This window comes from Streptomyces tanashiensis, assembly GCF_014648895.1.
GTDB classification, from domain to species: domain Bacteria; phylum Actinomycetota; class Actinomycetes; order Streptomycetales; family Streptomycetaceae; genus Streptomyces; species Streptomyces tanashiensis.
This window is the reverse complement of sequence record NZ_BMRZ01000004.1, coordinates 349,101-369,641: the sequence shown is the minus strand read 5'-3', so window position 1 is coordinate 369,641 and position 20,541 is coordinate 349,101. Positions and strand designations below refer to the sequence as shown.

13 protein-coding genes are annotated in these 20,541 nt (G+C 74.0%); all 13 read right to left on the bottom strand.

Annotated elements, in window-relative coordinates:
* Positions 1-14: 14 nt before the first annotated feature.
* The 13 genes from IE237_RS17345 to IE237_RS17285 all read right to left on the bottom strand — a co-directional run bounded on the left by IE237_RS17345 (position 15) and on the right by IE237_RS17285 (position 20,540).
* Positions 15-3,212, bottom strand: a complete 3,198-nt coding sequence (locus IE237_RS17345; RefSeq protein ID WP_189802865.1) for an eCIS core domain-containing protein — start codon at positions 3,210-3,212, stop codon at positions 15-17.
* Positions 3,209-5,224 (bottom strand): AAA family ATPase, encoded by a 2,016-nt coding sequence (locus IE237_RS40785; protein ID WP_229842726.1) that lies wholly within the window; start codon positions 5,222-5,224, stop codon positions 3,209-3,211. The genes IE237_RS17345 and IE237_RS40785 overlap by 4 nt, the downstream gene beginning before the upstream one ends.
* Entirely contained in the window at positions 5,221-6,468 is a 1,248-nt protein-coding gene (locus IE237_RS17335) for a Pvc16 family protein (protein WP_189802864.1), read from the bottom strand. The genes IE237_RS40785 and IE237_RS17335 overlap by 4 nt, the downstream gene beginning before the upstream one ends.
* Positions 6,469-6,475: 7 nt before the next feature.
* Complete coding sequence (locus tag IE237_RS17330) at positions 6,476-6,985, bottom strand: hypothetical protein (protein ID WP_189802863.1); 510 nt, start codon at positions 6,983-6,985, stop codon at positions 6,476-6,478.
* Positions 6,986-7,071: 86 nt separating this feature from the next.
* Positions 7,072-10,290, bottom strand: coding sequence for a DUF6519 domain-containing protein (locus IE237_RS17325; RefSeq protein WP_189802862.1), 3,219 nt, complete (start codon positions 10,288-10,290; stop codon positions 7,072-7,074).
* Between the two features lie 16 nt (positions 10,291-10,306).
* Entirely contained in the window at positions 10,307-12,484 is a 2,178-nt protein-coding gene (locus IE237_RS17320; protein WP_189802861.1) for a hypothetical protein, read from the bottom strand.
* Positions 12,481-15,081, bottom strand: coding sequence for a baseplate J/gp47 family protein (locus tag IE237_RS17315; RefSeq protein WP_189802860.1), 2,601 nt, complete (start codon positions 15,079-15,081; stop codon positions 12,481-12,483). The genes IE237_RS17320 and IE237_RS17315 overlap by 4 nt, the downstream gene beginning before the upstream one ends.
* A complete protein-coding gene (locus tag IE237_RS17310) occupies positions 15,078-17,822 on the bottom strand; it encodes a putative baseplate assembly protein (protein ID WP_189802859.1) in 2,745 nt (914 codons plus the stop codon). Before IE237_RS17310 ends, IE237_RS17315 begins: the two co-directional genes overlap by 4 nt.
* Positions 17,819-18,184 carry a GPW/gp25 family protein gene (locus IE237_RS17305; protein WP_189802858.1) on the bottom strand — a complete coding sequence of 122 codons (366 nt, stop codon included), beginning with the start codon at positions 18,182-18,184 and terminating at the stop codon, positions 17,819-17,821. The genes IE237_RS17310 and IE237_RS17305 overlap by 4 nt, the downstream gene beginning before the upstream one ends.
* A 10-nt stretch (positions 18,185-18,194) precedes the next feature.
* Positions 18,195-18,512, bottom strand: coding sequence for a hypothetical protein (locus IE237_RS17300; protein WP_189802857.1), 318 nt, complete (start codon positions 18,510-18,512; stop codon positions 18,195-18,197).
* Positions 18,513-18,515: 3 nt separating this feature from the next.
* Positions 18,516-19,043 (bottom strand): phage baseplate assembly protein V, encoded by a 528-nt coding sequence (locus IE237_RS17295; protein ID WP_189802856.1) that lies wholly within the window; start codon positions 19,041-19,043, stop codon positions 18,516-18,518.
* Complete coding sequence (locus tag IE237_RS17290; RefSeq protein WP_189802855.1) at positions 19,040-20,167, bottom strand: hypothetical protein; 1,128 nt, start codon at positions 20,165-20,167, stop codon at positions 19,040-19,042. The genes IE237_RS17295 and IE237_RS17290 overlap by 4 nt, the downstream gene beginning before the upstream one ends.
* A complete protein-coding gene (locus tag IE237_RS17285; RefSeq protein WP_189802854.1) occupies positions 20,160-20,540 on the bottom strand; it encodes a LysM domain-containing protein in 381 nt (126 codons plus the stop codon). The genes IE237_RS17290 and IE237_RS17285 overlap by 8 nt, the downstream gene beginning before the upstream one ends.
* Between the last annotated feature and the right edge of the window lies 1 nt (position 20,541).

Here is a 20,541-nt window from a genome sequence, read left to right as displayed (position 1 = left end):
GGCCCCGCCCCGGTTCAGAACCCGAGCCCGGAGCGGACCTGGCCCGCCACCCGGTTCGCGAGCGCGGCGACGTCGATCTGCGGGACGATCCACTGGATGTCCCGCGCCTCGGGCAGCCGGAGCGGCTGGTCGGACTGGTAGTGGAACGGGGCGACCAGACCGAACTCCAGGCCTGTGGCGTACGAGTAGGACGCCAGCTCGTAGGGGAAGCGCCAGGACCCGCCGACGGCGGCCTCGATCAGGATGTCCGCCTCGATGCGCAGGGTCAGGACGGGCTGCACGCTGATCCTGGCCAGGGTGTCGAAGCTGAGGACCCCCTTGGTGTAGGCGAGCTTGGCGGCGGCGTCCAGGCCGCCGCGCAGCAGGACGCCGCCGGTGAGGGTGATGCCGCCGGTGGCGCTGGCGATGGCCACGGACGCGCCGATCCCGGCCCGCACGAACATCTCCAGACCGGCTTCGGCCGGCAGCACGAGGCGGGCCTCCGCCGCCAGTTCGGCGTTCATGTCCTCTTCGAGGGGGTTGAACGCGCCACGGATGACCATGTCCCGGATCTCGCCCGGCCCGAACCGGTAGAACACGGCCAGGCCGCCGCCGATGCGGGCGACCAGGCCGACCGACCCGATGCCGAGGGGGATCGCGAAGATCGGGATGTCGGGCAGGCTGTGGCGGAACAACTCGTGACGGGCGCCCCGGGGTTCGAGGAAGCGGTACGGGGGGAAGCGCAGCTCGCCGGAGACGCGGAGCTTGCGGTCCCGGCCGTACTCGACGCCGACGGTTCCGACGAGCCCCGGCCGGATCGTCAGACTGCCGGTGCCGCGGCCGGTGATCCGGCCGTCCTCGTCGAGGTGCGCGTCGAGCCGCCCGGCGAACCGTCCCCGCCTGAGCTCGACGGACCCGTCCCCGCCGAAGACCCCGTCGCGGTAGCGCAGGGCGATCTCGCCCTCGGCACCGAGCAGGGAGAACGTCGTGCGGGCCGTTCCCGTCACGCGCTCGCCGTCGTAGGTCACCGCGACGTCCACCGGCCGCAGGCCGGGGACCTTCAGGGGGGCCTTGCCGCCGTAGACGATCCGGTCCCCGGACCTGTGGACGGTCAGCTGGGCCGAGCTGTCCCCGGGCAGCATCAGGTCGATCCGGCCGCCGACCCGCCACGCCGTGCCGGCGACGTCGAGCCGCACCTCGCCGCCGCGCACGAGCCCGGAGGGCTTCGAGGCGCGGGCGACGAAGAAGCCGGTGAGTCCGGTGGCGGGCCGGTACTCCACGTCGCCGGTCGCCTCGTCGAGACCGGGGACACGTCCGACGAGGCGGCCCTTGGCGAACATCCCCTGCGCGTCCACCCCCGCGTCGACCCGGCCGGTGACCCACGAGCCGAGGGCGAAGGCCACATGGCCGCCGACCTGGAGCTGCGGTGCGATGCTCAGCGCGAGGGCGGCCTCGGTGACCTTGAACGGCGGCAGCGACAGCTTGTCCGCGGGCGCCTGCGCGGAGCCCCGGAAGCCGTTGCGGTCCCAGTCCACGGTGATCGGCACGCGGGACAGCAGGGGCACGCTGGGGGTGAGGGTTCCGTGGCCTTCGAGTCCCTGCTCCGTCGAGGACAGGGTGAGCCGGCCGGTGGACAGGTACGGGTACAGGAAGCGGACCTCCTGCTTCCCGCCGCGGAGCGACAGGGACCCGGTCGTGAAGGGGTCCTTCACGACGAGGGTGAGCTCCTTGTCCTCCGCCTTCGGGATGCTGATGGGCAGCCGGGTGCCCGTCCGGACCGGGTGCGCGTCGGAGTCGATCCACGCGGTGACCGTGTGCGCGCCCCTGCCCGACGAGGGCCGCCTCAGCTTCTCCAGCGTGATGCCGGCGATCAGTTCCCGCGCGGCACGGTTCTCCGGGACGGCACTGGCCTCGATCTCGTCCTGGCCGTCGCCCGCGGGCTTGTCCGGCACCCGCAGCTCCTGCCGGCCCGGGCCGCTGACCAGCGGATAGCGCTTGTACGCGGCCCAGGCGTCGGCGGACTTCTTCAGATCGTCCGCCGAGGGCCGTCGGCCGGCCTTGAGATCGGCCTCGGCGGTGAAGTGCACCTGGAGCGCGGACGCCGCCTTGCGGGACGCGAAGGGCGGATCGAGCGGGTTCACCGCCTTCAGCTCGGTGTACTTCTTGGGCTGGTCGGCGCTGCCGAACCACAGGACGACGTGGTCGGGCCGCTCGCGTCCCTTGGCGTGCAGGGCGTCCGAGACGGAGGAGGCCGCCTGCTGCACGTGACGGGCGATGGTGCGTCCGCTGTCCTCGTTGTCGGGACCGTCGTGCGGGGCCAGGTTCTCGGGCACGTTGGAGCCGCCGAGCTGGAGCTCGACGATGTGATCGATCTGCGACTGCGTGGAGTGGACGTACGGATCGAACTCCGCGCCCTTCCTGGGGTCGTCACCGCCGGCGTCCTTCCACCACGCGGCGGCCTGGTCCTTGGGCCACTGCACGCGCAGCAGCCACAGATTGCGCAGCTCCTTCGTGGGTGCCCGCTTCTCCCAGAGGCCGGAGCTCGGGTGGCTGCCGGACATCTTGACGACCGCCTGCAGGCCCTTCGCCTTGGCGATGGCGTCGTACGTCTCCTTCCACGGGCCCTTGTTCTGCGGGACGACGAAGGTGCCCAGGTTGACGCGGACCATGCCGGCCGGGTCTCCGGGAGAGCGCTGCTCCTCCGTGACGGTGCGCTGCCCGTCCGCGTAGTCGACGGTGTACTGGTCCTTGGCCTCCAGCTTGGTCCAGCTCATGTCGGCACGGCCGAGGAAGGGACCGGCGGGCCGCTCCCACCGCCACCCGGCGGGCAGCGGCTCGCCGCGCGCGTGGAACGCCGACGCCGTGTGCGCCTGCCCTTCCAGGCGTGCGTCGGCGGCCGGCGGGGCCACGGAGGGGTGTGTCCGCAGGAAGCCGGGCGCCGAGGGATGCCCGCGGTGCTGGGCGACATGGGCCAGCTCGTGCGCGATGAGGGCACGGCCGCGGCGCGACAGCGGATCGTAGGCGCCGTGCGAGAAGACGACGTCGTTGCCCACGGTGTAGGCGAGGGCGCCGAGTTCGGCGGTGGCCCGGTCCGCGGCGGGGCCGGCGTGGACCCGTACCGGGGCGAAGTCGTGGCCGTAGCTGGTGGACAGCTGGTCGCGCACGCCAGGCTCCAGGGGCGCGCCCCCGCCCTGGAGCCCCGAGGCGGCCGTGCTGTCGGCCGTGCCGGTCATGACGGGACCCAGCCGCGGATCTCGTTGGCGGCCAGCGGGCGTTCGAGCTTGTCGCTCTCGATCCTGGCGGCGTCCAGCACGTGCCGCATGCCCACGGGCACGCCCTCGTCGGCGGCGAGGAAGGCGGCGTGCAGGGCCAGCTGGGCGATGGTGCCGCCGCTGACGGCCAGTTGGGCGAGGCGGCGGGGGTCGAGCCCCTCGGTGGGGACGCCCGGAGGGAACGCCCCGGCCCACAGCAGGGCACGCTGTTCGGCGTCCGGGAACGGGAAGGTCACGACGAACCGCATGCGGCGGACGAAGGCGGGGTCGATCGCCTCGCGGGCGTTCGTGGTGAGGATCGCGATGCCGCGGAAGGTCTCCAGGCGTTGCAGCAGGTACGACACCTCCAGGTTGGCGTAGCGGTCCCGGCTGTCCCGTACCTGGGTGCGCTTGGCGAAGAGGGCGTCGCCCTCGTCGAAGAGGAGCACCGACCCGGTCTCGGCCGCGTCGAACAGCCGGGCGAGATGCTTCTCGGTCTCGCCGATGTACTTGCTCACCACCTGGCTGAGGTCCGCGGCGATCACGTCGAAGCCCAGTTCGTGGGCGACCGCCTCGGCGGCCGTGGTCTTCCCGGTGCCGCTCGGGCCCGCGAACAGGGCGGTGACGGCGAGGCCGCGGCCGCGCTCGGCGTACCCCCATTCGCCGTGCACCCGGCGGCGCCGCCGCACGTGCGCGAGCAGGGCCCGCAGGGAACGGTTCGCCTGGTCGGGCAGGACCAGGTCGTCGAGCCCGGCCGCCGGGCGGCGTACCGTCGCGAGGCCGTGCAGCGGGCGCTCGGCGACGGCCCGGCAGGCCGCCGCGACATCCGCGGCCGGAACGCCGGCGGCCTCCGGACCCGTGGCCCGTGCGCGGGTGTCCCCCGCCTCCCCCGCGTCCCCGTGCCCGGGGGCGGCGGCGAGCCGGCCGGTGCGCTCCACGGCCAGCGTGATGCCCGCCGGGGTGAGCGGATGGCGTTCGGCGAGTTCGGCCGGGTCCTCGGTCAGGCGCGCCTCGCGCAGGGCCGCGGCGAACAGGTCCCGTCGTTCGCCCGCCGACGCGGGCGGCAGCCGCAGCACCGGAAGCTCGCTGCCGGGGGGTGCTTCGTCCGCCGACAGGACGGCGGACACGCCGAGCGGCGCTCCGGCGGCCAGCAGCCGCACACAGCGCGGCAGGGATGCGGCCGTTCCCTCCACGAGCAGCAGCCGCAGCCCGAGCCCCGCCTCCCGGGCGAGCAGGCGCGCCAGGGTGTCCATGGCCGGGGCGGTGTCGGGCAGGTCGAGGCCGTCGACGGCGAGCACGGTGAGGCCGATCCGCCGGGCGGCGTCGACGACCGCCTGGCGACGGGTCAGCCGGTCCTCCCCGGTGAGCAGACAGCCTTCGGTGCCGGGGGCGGGGCGGACCAGCGCGGCCAGGGAGGCGACGACGGGGCCCTGGCCGGGTGCCAGGCGGCACACCGGGGCGACGAGGCGGGCGCGCCCGGCCAGGCGGTCGTCCGTCGTGTCGGCGCCGAGGAGGGCGTGCAGGATGCGCTCGTCGACGGCGAGGGGGAGCTGCGAGAGGCCGCCGAACTCGGTGGGCGGCAGCTGTGCCGGGACGTCGAGCAGGCGCCAGCCCCGCAGCGGGGCGTCGGGCAGCAGGGCGCTCCAGTGCGCGTCCGGCAGTGCGGCCAGGGCGCGGGCGAAGGTGACGGGGCCTGTCGCCGTGGGCAGGCCCAGTTCGGGGGCGGCGACCGCGACGAGCAGGTCCCGTTCGAACGCGGTGAGGGTGAACAGGCTGCAGAGCCGGTCGAGGGCCGGGGGCAGGCCCGTGGTCCTGTGGACCTCGGCGGCCAGCAGTTCGGCGGCGCGGGCCGGTTCGTCCGCCTCGTCCGGGCGGGCGTCGAGACGGGCCGCGGCGGCGGCCGCGGCCAGGGCGAGATGCCGCTGGTTGTCGCGGGCCCAGACGCGCTCGCGGTCGGCGTCGTCGAGGCGGGGCTGGGTGTCGGAGAGGGTCACAGGGTCACCACCGTGGGGACGTACAGGCCGTTGGCGTCGAGGGCCGGGAGGCTGCGTGCGCCGTCGACCTCGAGGGTGACGCGGTACGGGCCCGCGGGGGCGTCGGTCACCGTGAAGTCCACCTGCGCCGTGGGCGGATTCGCCGCGGGCAGGTCGACCGTGAGGGCGAGCGACACCGCGGACCCGGGTGCCGTGGCGTCGAGCAGCAGCCGCACCCGGTTGCCGTGTCCGACCGGCGGGGTGACGGCGGCGGTGACGGTGCCCGTGCGCAGTCCGGGCTGGTGCCCGGTGCTGGTGGTGGCGACGACCGTGCCGAGGGTGGGGACCACGAGGACGACGACGGGCGCGCTGACCTGCGCGGGGCGGGTCGCCGAGAGGGTGGGGTGCGGCGGCGGCCCGCTCCGGCGGACGGAGATCCGCCGCCGGCCGGGCGCGAGCGCCGGGGAGGCCAGGACGAGGTGCGTGTCGTCCGCGGCGGTCACCCCGGTGACGGGGGCGCCGTCGACCAGCACTTCGCTGAGCTCGCCCTCCCGGGCGGAGAGGGCGTGGCCGTACAGATGGAGAGCGGGCATCGGGTCGGCCGCCCGGACGGGAGCCCCTCTGCCGTCGGGTCCGGCGGCGCCGTCCAGCCTCGGGGGTGTGAAGGGTGTCGCACCGGCGAGGAGGGTGCGGACGGGGAGCACCGCGCCGGGGTCTCCGTCGCCGTCCACGAGGACGGGGCCGGCGGTGACGGCGAGCGTCACCGTGAAGGTGGCGGGCGGGAACAGGGCCCACAGTCGGGTCAGTTCGTCGGTCGAGAGCACCTCGGGCGTGACGCGGACGGGCTCGTCGGCCTGTGCCAGGTCGTTGTCCGCGATCTCGGGGTGGGCGGTCTCCGCGTCGGCGAGGAGGGCGGCGGTGACGTGGGGGACGGTGTGCAGCGCGGCCGCGGTCCTGGCCAGGAGCTGCTGCGTCTCCCATTCGTTGGTGCCGCGGAAGGTGAAGAGGTAGTGCAGGTCGAGCGCCGCTCTCGGTTTCTCCCGCAGCTGTCCGGAGGACGAGCGGGTGGGGAGGTCGGCGAGGGACAGGGTGGGGTTGCGCGAGACGCGGTACAGGTGGACGCCGACGCGGGCGTGGTCCCCCGTGTTGTCGAGGGGACCGGGGGCGACGATCGGGCCGGGGTTGATCCCGAGCCCGTTCACGGCGTTCTGCACGAGGGTGGTGAGGGCGGCGGTGACGGCCGGTACGGCCAGGGGGTTGCTCATCGGATCCTCACCACAGCGTGCTCAGGTCGTCGATGTCGGTGTACCACTGCTCGATGCCGTTGAGCAGGATGTCGGTGTTGTCGCCGGCGGCCGTCACGTCGTCGTCGATGGAACTGCGCAGAAGCTGCAGGTTCTCCTGGAGCAGGGGGTCGTTCTGGGCCGCTTGCTGGACTTCCATGACGTCGAGAACCTTGGCCATCTGCTCGAGTTCGGCCTTCTCGTCCTTCAGGGCCGCGTCGGCGACTTCGAGGAGGGCGTCGACCTCTCCTCTGACCTGCGCGAGGAAGAGGTCCAGGCTCTCGTCGACCAGGTCGTCGTGATCGCCGCCCCGCAGGTCCGCCAGCCGCGGCACGACGACGACCATCCCGGGTCGCAGGTGGACGAGGTCGAGGCCCGGATTGGCCTCGCGGATCGCCTGCGCGGCCTTCTCCTTCACGGCCTTGGGCGTTCTGGTCTTCAGGAGCCGTGTGGTCAGGGCGGCGAGTGTCTTCTCCTGCGCGACGACGACGATCGGCATCGGTGCGGGATCCTTCCGGAGGTCGGGGCGGGTGGTTCGCGGGCGGAGGGAGCGGACGGTCCCTCGGGGGCGGGGCGGATCCGCCGTCAGAGCACGCCCTGGACGTTGAGGGACAGCCACTTGGGGTCGATGGTCGCCGGCTCGATGCCACCGCTGGTGATGTTGCCGAGCACGGCGAGCCATTTCGGGTTGACGTCGAGGAGGATCGACGGCATGCCGCCCCTGGCACGGTTGCCGGTCACGGTGGCGGTCGTGGCCCGCACGCTGAGCGCGGGCGGGTCAGAGTCTCCGTGCTGGCGGAACTGGTTGGCGGAGACGACGGCGTCTCCGGTCATGTCGATCCGCGCCGCGGGGAACTGCGCGCCGCCGGTGAGGGTGTTGGTGGAGACGATCAGGCTGACGTCGTCCGAGGTGTGGGTGAACGCGGTGCGCGGACCGATCAGGTAGGAGACCCTGGCGCCGATGACGGAGACGTACGGGCCGATGTGCGCGGTGCGGAAGGCGGGGGCGTCGCCGTTCCCGTCGTCCTCTTCGTGGTCGTCGCCCACCACCAGGCCGCTCCACGGCGGGTGGCCGTCGTGGTCGACGTCCTCGGGGATCCGTCGGCAGACGTTGCTCTCGATGGTGCTGCGGGTGAAGACGCATACGTGGATGCCGAGGTAGCGGTCGCCCTCCATGTAGTTCTCCCGGCCGACCGATTCGACGGTGTTGCCGTGGACCCGGGACTCCCGGCAGGCCAGCAGCGCCACGGCCGTCTTCCGCTGCGGCCCGCCGTTCTCCTCGGCGGGGGACGGCGTGGTCACGTTGGAGATGGTGTTGGAGCCGATCAGCGCGTGGTTCGCGCCGACCACTCGGATCGCGTAGATGTCCACGGGCGGGTGCCCGTACGGGCGCGGGACGATGTCCCGCAGCGTGTTGCCGACGATGACGGCGTCGGCCGACCTGCCGCGCTCGGTGACCACGATGCCCTCGACGGCTCGTTCGACGGTGTTGTGCGAGATGTCGAGGTCGCCGGTCGGCACGCGCACGGCGATGCCCGGGCCCATGACCCGACGGATGCGGTTGCCCGTGATGCGGGTGGTTCCCCGCAGTACGCCGGACACGCTCTCCCGCACGAGAATCCCGCGGGAGGGACCGGGGTCCGGCTCCGGGGTACCGACGATCGTGTTGTCCCGGACGGTGTATCCGCTCGCGCCCACCTCGATGCCGCCCCCGTCGGCCTGCACATGGTTGTCGGCGATGTCGAAGGACGCCCGGGGCGAGACCGCGCCGCACAGGCGGAGACCCGCGCTGTGGGTGAACAGCACCGTGTTGCCGCGGATGGTGTTGCGCAGCACGTGGGCCGCGCTCTTGCGGAACTGCACGCCGGCCGAGAAGCACATCATGCGGTTGCCGACGATCTCCAGGTCGGCCGTCAACAGGTGGGATCCGACGCCCTCGCCCTCGCCCTCGCCGTCCAGGTACTCCTGGGCCTCGACGCCTTCCCGGCCGATGATGTCGCAGTCCAGGATCCTGGTCCGCAGGGACGCCCCGGACAGTTGGAAGGCCGTGCCGCCGCTGCCCTCTCCGCCGCCGATCGCCAGCGCGGTCAGCCGCCGCGCGGTGACCGCGGTCGTGACGGCGAACCGGATCGCCGGATCGCCGCCGATGGAGATGGCCGCGAAGTCCTCCAGGGTGACGAAGACCGAGAGGTTGACGTCGAAGCAGCCGCTCTCGCCGATGAGCAGGGTGCCGGTGCCCTGCCCGTGGACGCGCACCGACCGTGCCCCCCGCATTCGGACGGGCCCTTCGACGAGGTGGTAGACGCCCGGAGCGAGACAGACCGTGCCGCCCTCCTCCGCGACCGAGTCCACCGCCGCCTGCACGGTGAGGACGCCACTGGCGTGGGACTCGGGGGTGACGCAGACGGTGCAGTCGCCGCAGCCCCCGCCCCCGGCTTCCGGCCACAGGGTCCGGCAGTCGTGCACGTCGGAGGGGAAGGAGACCGTGGCCAGGCGCGCGTAGTGGTGGTGGACGCCCAGCGGCGGTGCCGCGTCGAGCTTCTCGACGGTGGCGGTGGTGGTGCGCGCGGTGAAGACCCAGTGGTCGCCGGTGCGGAAGACACCGCCGGGCGCGTCGAGCGCCACGGTGATGCCGTGTTCGAGGACGATCGGCACGTTCCCCGGGGGCACCTTGACGGCCCCGGTGGAGCCGGGCGCGTCGAGGTCCTCGACCACGGCACCGTCCGCGCTCCTGACCGTGCCCGCCTGGTCCCAGCGGCGGATCAGCAGGTTCCGCCGGAGTGCCTCCTCGGGCGTCACGACCAGCTCGGCCGGGAGCGGAGGGGCGACGGTGATCGTTCCGTCGCCGTGCACCGTCGTGATCCGGCGCAGGTGGCCGGGCCGCTCGTCGAGTTCCTGCTGGTCGTCGAGGATCTCCACCCAGTCGTTCTCGCGCAGTCCGAGCACCGTGTCCCGGCCCAGGTGTTCGGGCCGCAGCAGGTCCTGTGCCAGGACCTCGACGACCCGCATGGCGACCGAGGCGTTGTCACGGGACCACTTGAACGTGGCGGTGCCGGCCGCTCCCCCGTCGTGGATCTCCACCCGGTAGGTCTGGTTCTCCAGCCCGCGGTAGGCGCCGCTGGGCGGCAGCGAGCACGGGTTGTCGTCCGGGGCCACCGGGATCGTGTCGGTGGTGAGCCGGCCGGCGGAGGGGGCGATGAGCTCGGGCCAGCCCGGGATGTCCGCGTCCGGGGTGCCGCAGTCGACGTCGGGGGTGTCGGGCTCGTGCACACGGACCCGCCATACGGTCTGGGTGCGGACCGTGGTGTCGACCCCCACGGCCTCCTCGACCAGGTCCCGCGCCTGGAGCGGGGTGACCTCGCGCTGCCACACGTCCAGGTACACCAGGTGGGTGCCGGTGGCGGGCAGCTGCGTCGGGGACGTCCAGTAGGGCTGGTTCGCGTACGGGGTGTCCTCCGCGCCGACCGGACCGACGAGCAGCGGGTCGAACGCGGTCGCGCCCGTGCCGTGGTTCTCCGCCATCAGACCGTCGACGTACATGCGTCCGCGGCCGATGGTGAGGCCGCCCTCCGAGCTGGTGATCCGGAAGGCGTCGGGCGTCGTACGGGGGACCACGGCGGCGCCGGAGAACCCGTCCGTGACCCCGGGGGTGCCGAGGTCGGCGGCGGCGGCGCGCAGTCTGCGGTCCACGATCGCCACGAATTCGTTCCAGTCGGAGTCGAGCAGCAGGCGGCCCTGCTGCATGACGACGCCGGAGTGGTCGCGCAGCGCGTCGAACCGCACGCGGCTCAGATCGGCTCCCATCGGGAGGCCTCCTTGCTCAGGTCGCGTAGAAGAAGCCCGCTTCGAGTCCGAAGCGGAGGTACTCGTCGAGCCGCAGCAGGAGATCGCTCTCCCGGCGCGGAGTGAACAGCAGATGGGTGGCGCCCATCTCGCTCTCGTCGTCGGCACCGCGCCGGACGGTGTCCGGCGTGGCCGTGCCGAGCTGGGCGTACGCGGGGTCGCCGAAACGGAGCGAGGTGAAGTGCGGGCGGTCGGCGCGCCGGGTGCCGGGCGGGTCGGCGGGGTCCGGGCGGCAGCGGTAGCGGCGCCCCGTCCGCGAGCCCTCCGGCACGTGGCTGAAGCGCAGACAGCCCTCCTGGCGGCGCCGGGCCCACACCGCGGCCTCGCGGACGTCTCCCGGGGCGAGTTCGGCGACCAGCAGCGAGTTGGACGCGTCGAGCACGTCCGCGTGGATGCCGCCGATGACGGTGCACTCGCGCAGATGGAGGCGGCCGCCGGGCTCGGCGCCGTCCCCCGTGGCCTGTGCGGCCTCGTCGGGGACGGTGCGCGGGCCGCCGCCGGCCGGTGCCGGACGCCCGCAGTGGGCGACGGCTGTCGGGGCGGAGGCGTCGACGACGCAGTCGGTCAGCGTGATGTCGGCGCCTTCGACGGCGACGATCGGTCCGAGGACGCACCGGTTGAGCCGCACGGTGGCGAAGGGGTCGAGGATCAGGAGGGAGGCCCGCTCGGGGTGGGCGGGCTGTCCGTCCGCCGTGCGGCTCTGGCCGGGGACCAGGGTGCAGTCGTGCAGTTCGACGGTGCGGTTGCCCCCGTCGCCCTGCTCCTCCAGGACGACGGGGCCGCCGGTGACCAGGAGACCGTCGAGGACGACCGTGGTGCGCGGTCCCATCGCGAGGCGCAGGCCGTCGGGGACGACGACCGTGGGGCGGGCGCCGTCGTCGGCGCGTACCCACACGACGGTGTCGGGGCTGCCCGCGGCGGCTGTGGTCGTCTGCACGGTGTGCAGGTCCTGGTACCGGTCGGAGTCGGTGATCCGCAGCGTCCCGCCGCCGGCGAGGCCGTCGAGGAGGGCCTGCGGAGCCTCGCCGTCGGCGACCTCGCGGTGCGGCAGGGGTGTCGTCGCCTCGCCGCGCGCCGAACCCCGGGCACCCAGCGGCACGGCCAGCCCGTAGTGGTGGGTGGCGACGGGCTTGGTGGTGGCGGGCAGGGCCGTGCCGAAGTACACCCGCCCGAGCTCGGGGTCGACCGCGACCTTGCCCGCCGCGGGCGCGTGCGCCCAGGCGCCGGTGCCGCCGGGCAGGTCGGACAGGTCGCAGACGGTGACCTCGGAGGTCGGCACGGGCGTGAGCTTCCAGGCACCGGCCGCGTTCCGGACGGCCTTCGCCAGCAGGAGGTCGCGCTCGTTCCCGTACGAGGCGTCGAGACGGGCGGCGAGCCGGCGGCGGGTCAGCGGCAGCGGCACGTCCTCGGGCTCGGCGAGGTGGGTGATCTCCTCCTCGGTGCGCGGCGCGCCGAAGAGCGCCGAGTCGCTGCCCAGCGTGTCGACGCGGAAGCGCCGTCGGTCGCCTGCGGCGTGCTGGGTGAGCGGTGTGCGGTCGAGGCGCACGGCCTCGGTGCGCCACAGGAAGATCCCGACGTTCGGGATGCCGTACCGTCCGGCGCGGCGCGGCGGGCGGGCCCCGATCGCGCGGACGTCCGCGCTGTGGGCCAGGTCGTCGAAGGCCCCGTTCATCCGTGTGCCCCAGGACAGCGCCTCCTGGTCCCGCATGTCGGGGGTGGCGCGCGCGTGGAGCCTGGTGTGGTTCATGTACTGGGTGGTCACGAGGCGTTCGAAGAACTCGACGGCCCGGGCCGGCCAGCCGGTGACGTCCCGGGCCAGCTGCTCCAGGGCGGCGGCCGTGCCCTTGCGGCGGCGGTAGGCGATGGTGTGGGCCACCTCGGCGCGCGGCGAGCGCACCCTGTCCGCCACGCCGTGCAGCGGCCGGTAGCCGATGAGGTCGCCGATGTAGGGCGCGGCCCAGGGCGCGCAGGTCTCGATGAACTGGTCGTCGTAGAGCTGCTCCAGGTCCTCCTCCAGGGCCACCAGCTGGGTGGCGAGGACGTCGACGAACTCGCGCAGCACATGGCCGCGTTCGGCGTCGCGCAGCCGGTACACCTCGGGCAGCAGGGCGTACAGGCGGTCGGCGGTGGTGGGTTCGGGCCGGGGTGTGGTCACGGCATCTCCTGCAGCCGGTCGAAGGGAGCTTCGGAGAGGGCGAGCAGCTCGGCCGCGACCGCCCTGCCGTGGGAGTCGACCGATGCCTCCGCGGCGACGAGGCGGCTCTCCAGGCCGGGTCGGTCGCGGTACAGCGCGTCCAGGTCCACGGCGACGACGCCCGGCACGGCGGCCGCGACGGCCACCACCTGGGAGCGGTGCACGGGTGCGGCGAGGCCGCGGACGAGCGGGGCGTAGGCGGTACGCAGCGCGGTCTCGACGGCGGCGAGCACGGTCTTCGCCTCGCGCTCGGGGTCCACCCGTACCTCGAGGGCCAGCCGGAACCGTGCCTGACGGGCCGCCAGGACCTCGACACGGGCCAGTGGGTCGCCGTACCGGCGCAGGGCCGCCGTGAGGTGGGAGACCGTGGCGTCGGGGGCCGCCCCGCCCCCGGGTCCGCAGACGCTGACGACGATCGTCCGGCCGGGCCGCAGCCGCAGCACGTCGGCCCGGGCGAGCGAGATCCCGGCGAAGGCGAGCGCGAAGTCGGCGTAGTCGCGCAGCGAGACGGCGCGGCCGAGGGTGCGGGTGGCGAGCGGCACGGAGACGCGGGCGTGCCCTTCGTCCTCGGGGTCGACGCCGCCGTCGGCGGCGACCGGGTTGGTGGCGGCCTTGACGCCGAGGGGCCGGTCCATGAGCTGGGAGAGCCGGTCGGCCGGCAGGTTGCCGGCGAGGCCGGTGCCCTTGCGGTAGCCGGCGCGGACGTTGTGCGAGCCCGAGGGGAGCCGGGCGCCGTGTGCGCCGTCGCCGAACGCGACCACCACGGAGCCGTCGGGTTCGTCGCGGGTGGTGAAGACGCGGTCGCCGGGCTCCGCCCCGTACAGGGTGGGGCGTTCTCGCCAGGCGACCTCGTCGGCGCGGACGGCGAGGGTGGAGGCGTAGCCCTGCGGCGTGTCGGCGCGGACGTGGGTGAGGGGGCCGTGCAGCAGCGGCATGGTCTGGAAGGGGCGGCGGGCGTCGCCGTCGCCGAGGACCTGCTGCACGGTCTCGCCGTGGGTCGCCTTGACGACGTTCCCGAAGAGGACGGCGGTCGCGCGTTCATAGCGGTGCCGGGGCGGCGCGGTGAGCCTGACCAGGGTCCGGGCGCCCTCGGCGCGCACGGATTCGAGGACGACGAGCTCGGCCGCCGGCTCCTCGGCGCCTCCGTCGACCCGGCCGGACAGGACGAGCCGACGCCCGGGCAGCATGGCGGTGGCGTCGCCCTCGACGAGGAGGTCACGTGCGGTCACGGGGGTGGTGTCCGGTGCCTCGACGAGCGTGAGGGGTACGGAGACGGCGAGGACGGTCACCTCGCGCGGCGTTCCGAACGTGTACCCGTCGGCCCTCTTCCTGCCCGCGGGGGGCTGTTCACCCCGCAGCGTCAGCCGGGTGACGGTGCCCGAGACGGCGAACTCGGCCCGGGAGAACTCCGTCCGGTCCTCCACCTTGTAGAGCTCCCGGTAGAAGGCGGTGTCCTCGTCCACGTGCTCCTGGGACAGCACCACCCAGGACCCGACCACGACGTCGGGCTGCGACCCGTCGAGGTCGACGACGGTGACGGTCTCCCCGAACTCGTCGTGCTCGCTGACGGCGGCGAACTTCGGCCACTCCGCGTCGTCCTCGTGGCCCTGGGCGCCGACCGCGATCACATATCCCTTGCGGAACTCCTCGTTCATCGCCCGCCACACCGGCGCGTTGTGGCCGAACACCCGCAGCCGTCTGCGCAGCACGAACGCCTCCGGCCGGGCGGCCGGTGCGTTGTACGGGGCGTCCGATCCGAGCCCCCGGTCCCAGCGGACGTGCGTGCGGTGGTGCGGCGGGTCCGGCTCGACGGCGGTCACGAGCCGCACGTCCCACTTGTCGTGGGCGAGGTCGTCGCTCGCGAAGAGGATCGCGTCGCCGACGCGGACGGGGAGGACGTCGCCGTCGAACCAGGCGTCGACCCTGCGCTTGACGGGCGGGTAGGGCTTGGTGGGGACGACCGGCAGGGCGTTCCACTCGGCGCGCGCGGGGAGTTCCTCCACCGTCTCGAAGAGCTGGGGACGCTCGCCGGGGCCCGGCACGCTCTGGACCCTCAGGCCGACGGGCAGGTCGACGGCCGTGGGCGGCGCCGGGGGGACCAGGCCGGGGTCGGGCGGAAGTCCGGTGGGCTGCCCGGTCTGCGGAGGCTTCTCCAGGGAGAAGGCCAGGTGCGTCTCGGCAGCGACGCCGGGCGAGAGCCGGTACGCGACGAGCCGGCCCAGTTCCTGGAGCGAGACGCGTTCGGTGGCGGTGCGGAGGTACGACTCGTTGACGAGACGCTCGTTGTAGAAGGTGAGGACGTCGCAGACGACCGCCCAGGCGTCGATCAGGGCGATCGTCGGGTCGCCCGGGTCGCGGGTGAGCAGCCGGGCCAGCCGGGGGCGGTTCGCGTCCGAGAGGGCGGTGACCATGCTCGACCGGAAGTCGCCGTGCACACCGCTGCGATAGGCGATCTCCGGGAGCCCGGGCCGGTTGCCGAGGGTGCCGGGGGTGCGCGCGGAGGTGCCCGAGCAGCAGCCGCAGGTCCCTTCGGTTCCGGCGGGGATGGTCGCGGTCATCGGCCGCCTCCCAGGGTGAGGTCGAGCATGCCGCGCTCGGGGAAGTTCGGGTCGTTGTCCAGGCGGGCGATCTCCAGGCGTCCCATCTCCAGGACGCCGCTCTCCAGGCCGCTGGTCTCCGGGAGGCGCTGCCGCTGGAAGGTGTGGACGTCCACCGACTCCACGCCGGGCACGGCGTGGACCTCGGCGAGGACGGTGGACAGGTGCACGGGCCGGCCGAAGGTGAGGCGGTCCGGGTGGAACAGGCCTCGGCCGCCGCCCGGCAGGGTGGAGTCGCTCAGCCGGGCCAGGACCGCCGCCCCGACGTCGGACCGCAGATGGGTGCGCTCCACGCACACCCGCAGCCCGATCTCCAGGGGGACGAACACGGGTCCGTCCACCTCCAGGTCGTAGCCGGCCAGCCGGTACCGCTCCAGCCGGGCGCGCAGGTCCCGCTCGTACGCGGCGTCGACGGGCTTGCCGCCGCGCCGGTCCGCGGTGACGAACACGCTGTGCCAGGAGCCCGTCCACCGGAAGGTCGCCGCCGCGCGCTGCACGGCGCCGACGCGTTCGGTCACCTCGGCCCAGTCGGCCTCGGTGACCGCCCGCTCCTGCACGGCGAAGGCCTCGGGCGCGTCGCGGCGGATCTCCCCGGCGGACTCGGGGTCCGTTCCGCCCGCGGCGGGCAGCGGATTGGACACGGAGACGACGGCGTCGTCGTCCGTCACGGCGTGGGCGATCGACTCGGCACCCACGTTGCCCGCCCGCCCGTTGCCCACCCGGTACCGGGCGAAGAACCGGGTGCCGGTCCTGGGACGCATCCCGTGTTCGTCGTCCCCGAAGCGCAGCCGTACCGTCCCGTCGTGTTCGGCCTCGACGGTGAAGTCGACGGCCGCCGCCGCGCTGTCCAGCAGGTCGGGCCGGACCTGCCAGTCCCGGCGGTCGCCGCCCAGGTCGCCGACGAGGTCGATGGCCGGACGCGCCGTGCGCGGCTCGGCGGCGGGAACGGCCGACGCGGGCCGCGTCGGTTCCGAGACGAGCAGGTCGCCCCCGGCGAGGGCGACGCGCAGGACGGTCGTGCCGTCGCTGATCGACCAGAGGGGGTCGGCGCCGCGGACGGTGACCTTCTTGCCCGCCGGCTGCCGCCCGTGGGCGGCCAGCAGGGTCCGCAGCTCGTCGCCGTAGGCGAGATCGGTGAGTTCGTCGAGGAGGGCCGGGGTGGCGGCCTGCCGGAACAGGGTCGGGGCGGGGTGGGCGTCGGCGTGCGTGAGCGGGCCGCGGGCGAGCGTGGGGCGGTAGCGGGCCGGTACCGGGCCCGGCGGGGAGACGTCGGGCCGGCCCGGCCGGGCCACCCTGACCAGACGGGGCGGCGGAACCTCGCCGAGCGGTTCGCCGGACCCGCCCGGGCCGGGGACGCTCTGCCCGTGGTCGGCGAGGACGATGTTCCCCCAGGCGCGCGCGGTCTCCAGGGCCCCCTCGACGACGCCGAGGCAGAGCGGGAACGGCAGGGCGTCGTCCTCGTGCCAGGCGATCTCGGTCACCGGCAGCGGATCGGCGGTCTGGGGCTGCTCGAAGAGACCGCCCACCGGGTCCTCGGACTTCCGGACGTCGACGAGGCGGACGGCCCGGCGCCGGGTCGGGTCGGCGTCGACCTCCCGTCCGGTGGTGGGCGACACGGTCTCCGCGAGCACCAGGACGTCCCCGGCCCTCAGGTGCGGATGGTCGCCCCGCAGTGTCGCCGCCGTCGCTCCCTTCGGCAGGCAGCAGCCCTGGTCGCCCCAGGTGTGGAAGCGCATCTCGGCCAGATCGGCGTGCAGGAGGGCCGCTTCGACCGTCTCGAAGACGACGGGCCGGGTGGCGAGGGCGGCCTGGAGTTCCCGGGAGCCTGGCTTCACCCGCACCGGCACGTCCGGCACCGTCGTGAGGAGCGGGGTTCCCGCGGGCAGCTCGACCGCCGCTCCGCCCTGGACGCCGATCCGCACCCAGACACGGGCGTTGCATCCCTCGTGGACGCGGTAGTCGACGAGCCGGGCGTGCCGGCGCAGCGAGATCCGGCTCCGGGCGGTCCCGAGGTAGGCCTCGGTGGCCACGGCGTCCTGGCGGTAGGAGAGTTCGTCGGCCGCGTAGGCGAGCAGCTCCACGAGGGCGGTTCCGACGTCCGCCGGGTTGCGCTCGGTCCACTCGGGTGCGAGCAGCGAGATCCGGTCCAGCATCAGCCGCCGGAAGCCCTGGAAGTCCTTGGCGAGGTAGTCGATCGCGGGCGTGACGGGCGGCTCGGGCACGCACGGGTCGGCCGGGGCGCAGTCGAAGTCGCTGGGGCATTCGACCTTGAACGCGAACTCGGCCTCGGCGAGCATCGGGTCGAAGCCGGCGGGCGGGATGTCCGAGGCCGGGTTGGTGACGAGCCGAAGCCGGTAGGTCGAGAAGTCCCCGCGTTCCGCGGTGCGGACGACGAGCACGTGGTCGGGCTCGTCGAGGCCGGCGACCAGCTCGGGCGGCATGTCGGGGTGGTTGCCCGCCGCCGCCCAGTCGACGGTCACGGTCGGGACGCGTTCGCCGCCGTCGATGAGGACGTTGGTGCGGTCCAGGAGCGCGGGCACGGGCCGCACGAGGCGGACGTACAGGATGCGCTGGCGCAGGTCCTGGTGGGGCGAGGCGGTGTCGAGGACCTCGACGTACTCGATGGCGTTGCGGTCGCTCAGGGGGCCGGCCTGCCGGAGGGCGAGCAGGCGGTGGGGCTTGGCGCAGGGAAAGCGGGTCACGGGCGGCCGTCCGGGGTGCGGAAGGTGGCGACCTCTCGGGTGCGGGTGCGCAGCACCACGTACGAGACGGTGATCAGCAGGGTGGAGTCGAGTGCCTCCACCTCGACCCGGTCGGCGGTGAGGACCTGGCCCAGGTGCCGCTCCAGGGCGCTCTGCACGAGGTACTGGGTGGTGGCCGCCGCTTCGGGGCCGCCCGGTTCGAAGACGAGCTGCAGAAGGCCCGCCCCGAGGTCGGGCCGCATCACCCGCTCTCCGGGCGAGGTGAGCAGCAGCTGCTCGATCATGTCGCGCACGTGATCGTCGGGACCGGTCGTCGCCGTGCGTCCGCTGCCGTCGATGTCGTAGGGGTGGTCGATGGTCATGCCGGCTCCCTCATGAGGCGATCGCCCGGGTCTGGGCGGCCAGGGGGGTGAGTGGGGTCCCGGTGGGGGTGCACATCGAGGTGCCGGACTGGAGCGCGACGGGTGCGCCGCCCGCGAGGACCCGTACGGCGCCGGCGAGCCACTGGGCGGTGACGCACGGCGGGGTGGGTGTGCCGGTGAGCCCGCAGCCCGCCACCACGTACGGGGTGGCGAGGGTGACGACGGGCTGCCCGGAGACCGTCACCCGGGGGAAGGGCGTGGTGGGCGTGGCCTGTCCGGCGTGGGTGCACAGGAGGGTGGCGCCGAGGTGGAGGATCGGTCCGGGCATCGTTCACACCACCGTCAGTGCGCCGAGGTTGATGTCGGTGGTCGGCCCGGTCATGGAGATCGTCGCGCCCTTGCCGTTGCTGATGACGATGCCGACGTCGCTGACCGAGATCATGGCTCCGGTCGCGGTGGTGATCAGGATCCCGCCCGTCGGTCCCGGCGCGTCACTGATCACCAGTCCGTTCTTGAGGGTGGTCTGCAGGGTGATGCCGGCGACGCCGGGCGGCACCGCACGGGCGAGCAGCGGGACTTCGGCCGGGCTGCCCCAGTAGCCGCCGACCCAGACGGGATGGTCGGGGTCGCCGTGCTCGTACTCGATCCAGACCCCGGAGCCGAGGGGCGGCACGGCGAAGACGCCGGTGTTGATCCCGGCGAGGGGCAGGCAGGGCATCGCCCAGGAGGAGACGCTCGGTGACACGTCGGGGACGAGGGCCTGGATCCGTCCCATCTGGAGGGGGTCGACGTTGTTGGCGACGGTGCCGCGGTACTTGCCGAGGAAGCCGGTGACCGCGTCGGTCCGGGTCTGGGTCATACGGGCACCGCCGGGACGGTCGACACGACGCCGTTGCGGGCGAGCGAGAAGGTCTGGGTGTAGGCACCGCGTCGGATGTCGTGCGTGACGCGGGTGACGTAGTAGAGGCCGTCGAAGGCGGTGCCGGCCCCGCGGACTCCCACCAGCCTGCGGGAGCGCAGGACGTGGCCGTACTTCGCGACGTCGAGGGTGCCGGTGCCGAACACGGCGTCGGAGTGCTGGGCGGCGTGGGCGACGCCCTTCATCACGGCGGCGAGCGGGCTGAGGTTCGCGGTGTCCGTCATGCGGTGGAGCTTCGGCGGGATCGGGGGGACGAGACCGAGCGGCGGCCGGATCGGGGCGATGTCGGGGATGGGCAGGTTCAGCGGGGCCTTGCTCGTGCGTTCCTGGATCGCGACGATGGGGATCTCCCTCTTCTCCTTGTCGAAGGTGAAGTTGAGGGTGGCGACGTTGTCGTGGGCGGCGTCGAGGCCGACGTTGAGCGCGGGCTGCGGCGCTCCGAGCCGGATCTCCGGTCCCCAGTACGCCTTGCTCACCCCCGGGACCGGTCCGGGCTCGATGTAGAAGACGTGGCCGACCTCCTTGGCGAGGGCCGTGACGTAGGCGTAGTCGGTGCCCTGGTGGACGGGGATGCGGTCGACGGGGATGGGCACGTCCTCGAGGAGGCTCGGGATCACGAGCGGCGCGCAGCCCAGGGCCGCGTACTTCGCGAGGACGGTCAGGGCGCGCACGGCCGGTGACATCGCGGGGTAGGGCAGGCCGTCGAACGGCACCAGGTCCATGACGCAGCTGAGGTCCTTGCCCTTCACGTGGAGCACCGAGGTGGGTCCGGCCGCCGTCATGTCCTGGTGGGTCACGACGCCGTCGACGAGGACTTCGGTGACGCCGCGGAGGGTGACCGCGACGACGCAGCGGAACACCGGCGCGGTGACCGGGAAGAACGCCTGGACCGGGGAGTCCTTGGAGATCGAGAAGGTCAGCTCGAATCCGCTCTGCGCGTCCCCGGCGCCGCTCTCGACCTTGAGGCCGGTCAGCGCGTCGAGGACGAAGCGCGGCGCGGGCACCGGGACGGCCGGGCCGAGGAACAGCTGCAGCCGGACGGGCCCCGGGGGCAGGTCACGCATCGTCGGCTCCCGGGACGCCTTCGGCCAGGGTGATGCGCAGCCGGCGCCCCGGCGGCAGCGTCATCCGGGCGGGGTCGATGACCCCGTTGGCGTCGGCGAGCCGCCACCACAGCTCCGGGTCGCCGAGGAGGCCGGCCGCCAGCAGGTCCCGGCGGTCGCCGGCCGTCGTCGCGTACTCGTGGAGCAGCGCGAAGCGCTCCGGGGCGGGGCACAGCCGGCGGCGGAAGTACGGGACGGGCGGCGCGGGTTCCTCGCCGGGGTCGGGAGGGCGGACATGGGCCGTGACGCCGACGTCGGCGTAGCGGCTGGTCGGCGGCAGCGAGACGGTGGGGACGGCGCCGGCCGCGAGGAGTGCTTGGAGCGGGTCGGGCATC

Coding starts and splice junctions, on each gene's coding strand:
- IE237_RS17315 (WP_189802860.1), bottom strand. CDS start 15,081: ATGACCGCGACCATCCCCGCCGGAACCGAAGGGACCTGCGGCTGCTGC.
- IE237_RS17285 (WP_189802854.1), bottom strand. CDS start 20,540: ATGCCCGACCCGCTCCAAGCACTCCTCGCGGCCGGCGCCGTCCCCACC.
- IE237_RS17295 (WP_189802856.1), bottom strand. CDS start 19,043: ATGACCCAGACCCGGACCGACGCGGTCACCGGCTTCCTCGGCAAGTAC.
- IE237_RS17290 (WP_189802855.1), bottom strand. CDS start 20,167: ATGCGTGACCTGCCCCCGGGGCCCGTCCGGCTGCAGCTGTTCCTCGGC.
- IE237_RS17335 (WP_189802864.1), bottom strand. CDS start 6,468: ATGAGCAACCCCCTGGCCGTACCGGCCGTCACCGCCGCCCTCACCACC.
- IE237_RS17330 (WP_189802863.1), bottom strand. CDS start 6,985: ATGCCGATCGTCGTCGTCGCGCAGGAGAAGACACTCGCCGCCCTGACC.
- IE237_RS17325 (WP_189802862.1), bottom strand. CDS start 10,290: ATGGGAGCCGATCTGAGCCGCGTGCGGTTCGACGCGCTGCGCGACCAC.
- IE237_RS17345 (WP_189802865.1), bottom strand. CDS start 3,212: ATGACCGGCACGGCCGACAGCACGGCCGCCTCGGGGCTCCAGGGCGGG.
- IE237_RS17305 (WP_189802858.1), bottom strand. CDS start 18,184: ATGACCATCGACCACCCCTACGACATCGACGGCAGCGGACGCACGGCG.
- IE237_RS17300 (WP_189802857.1), bottom strand. CDS start 18,512: ATGCCCGGACCGATCCTCCACCTCGGCGCCACCCTCCTGTGCACCCAC.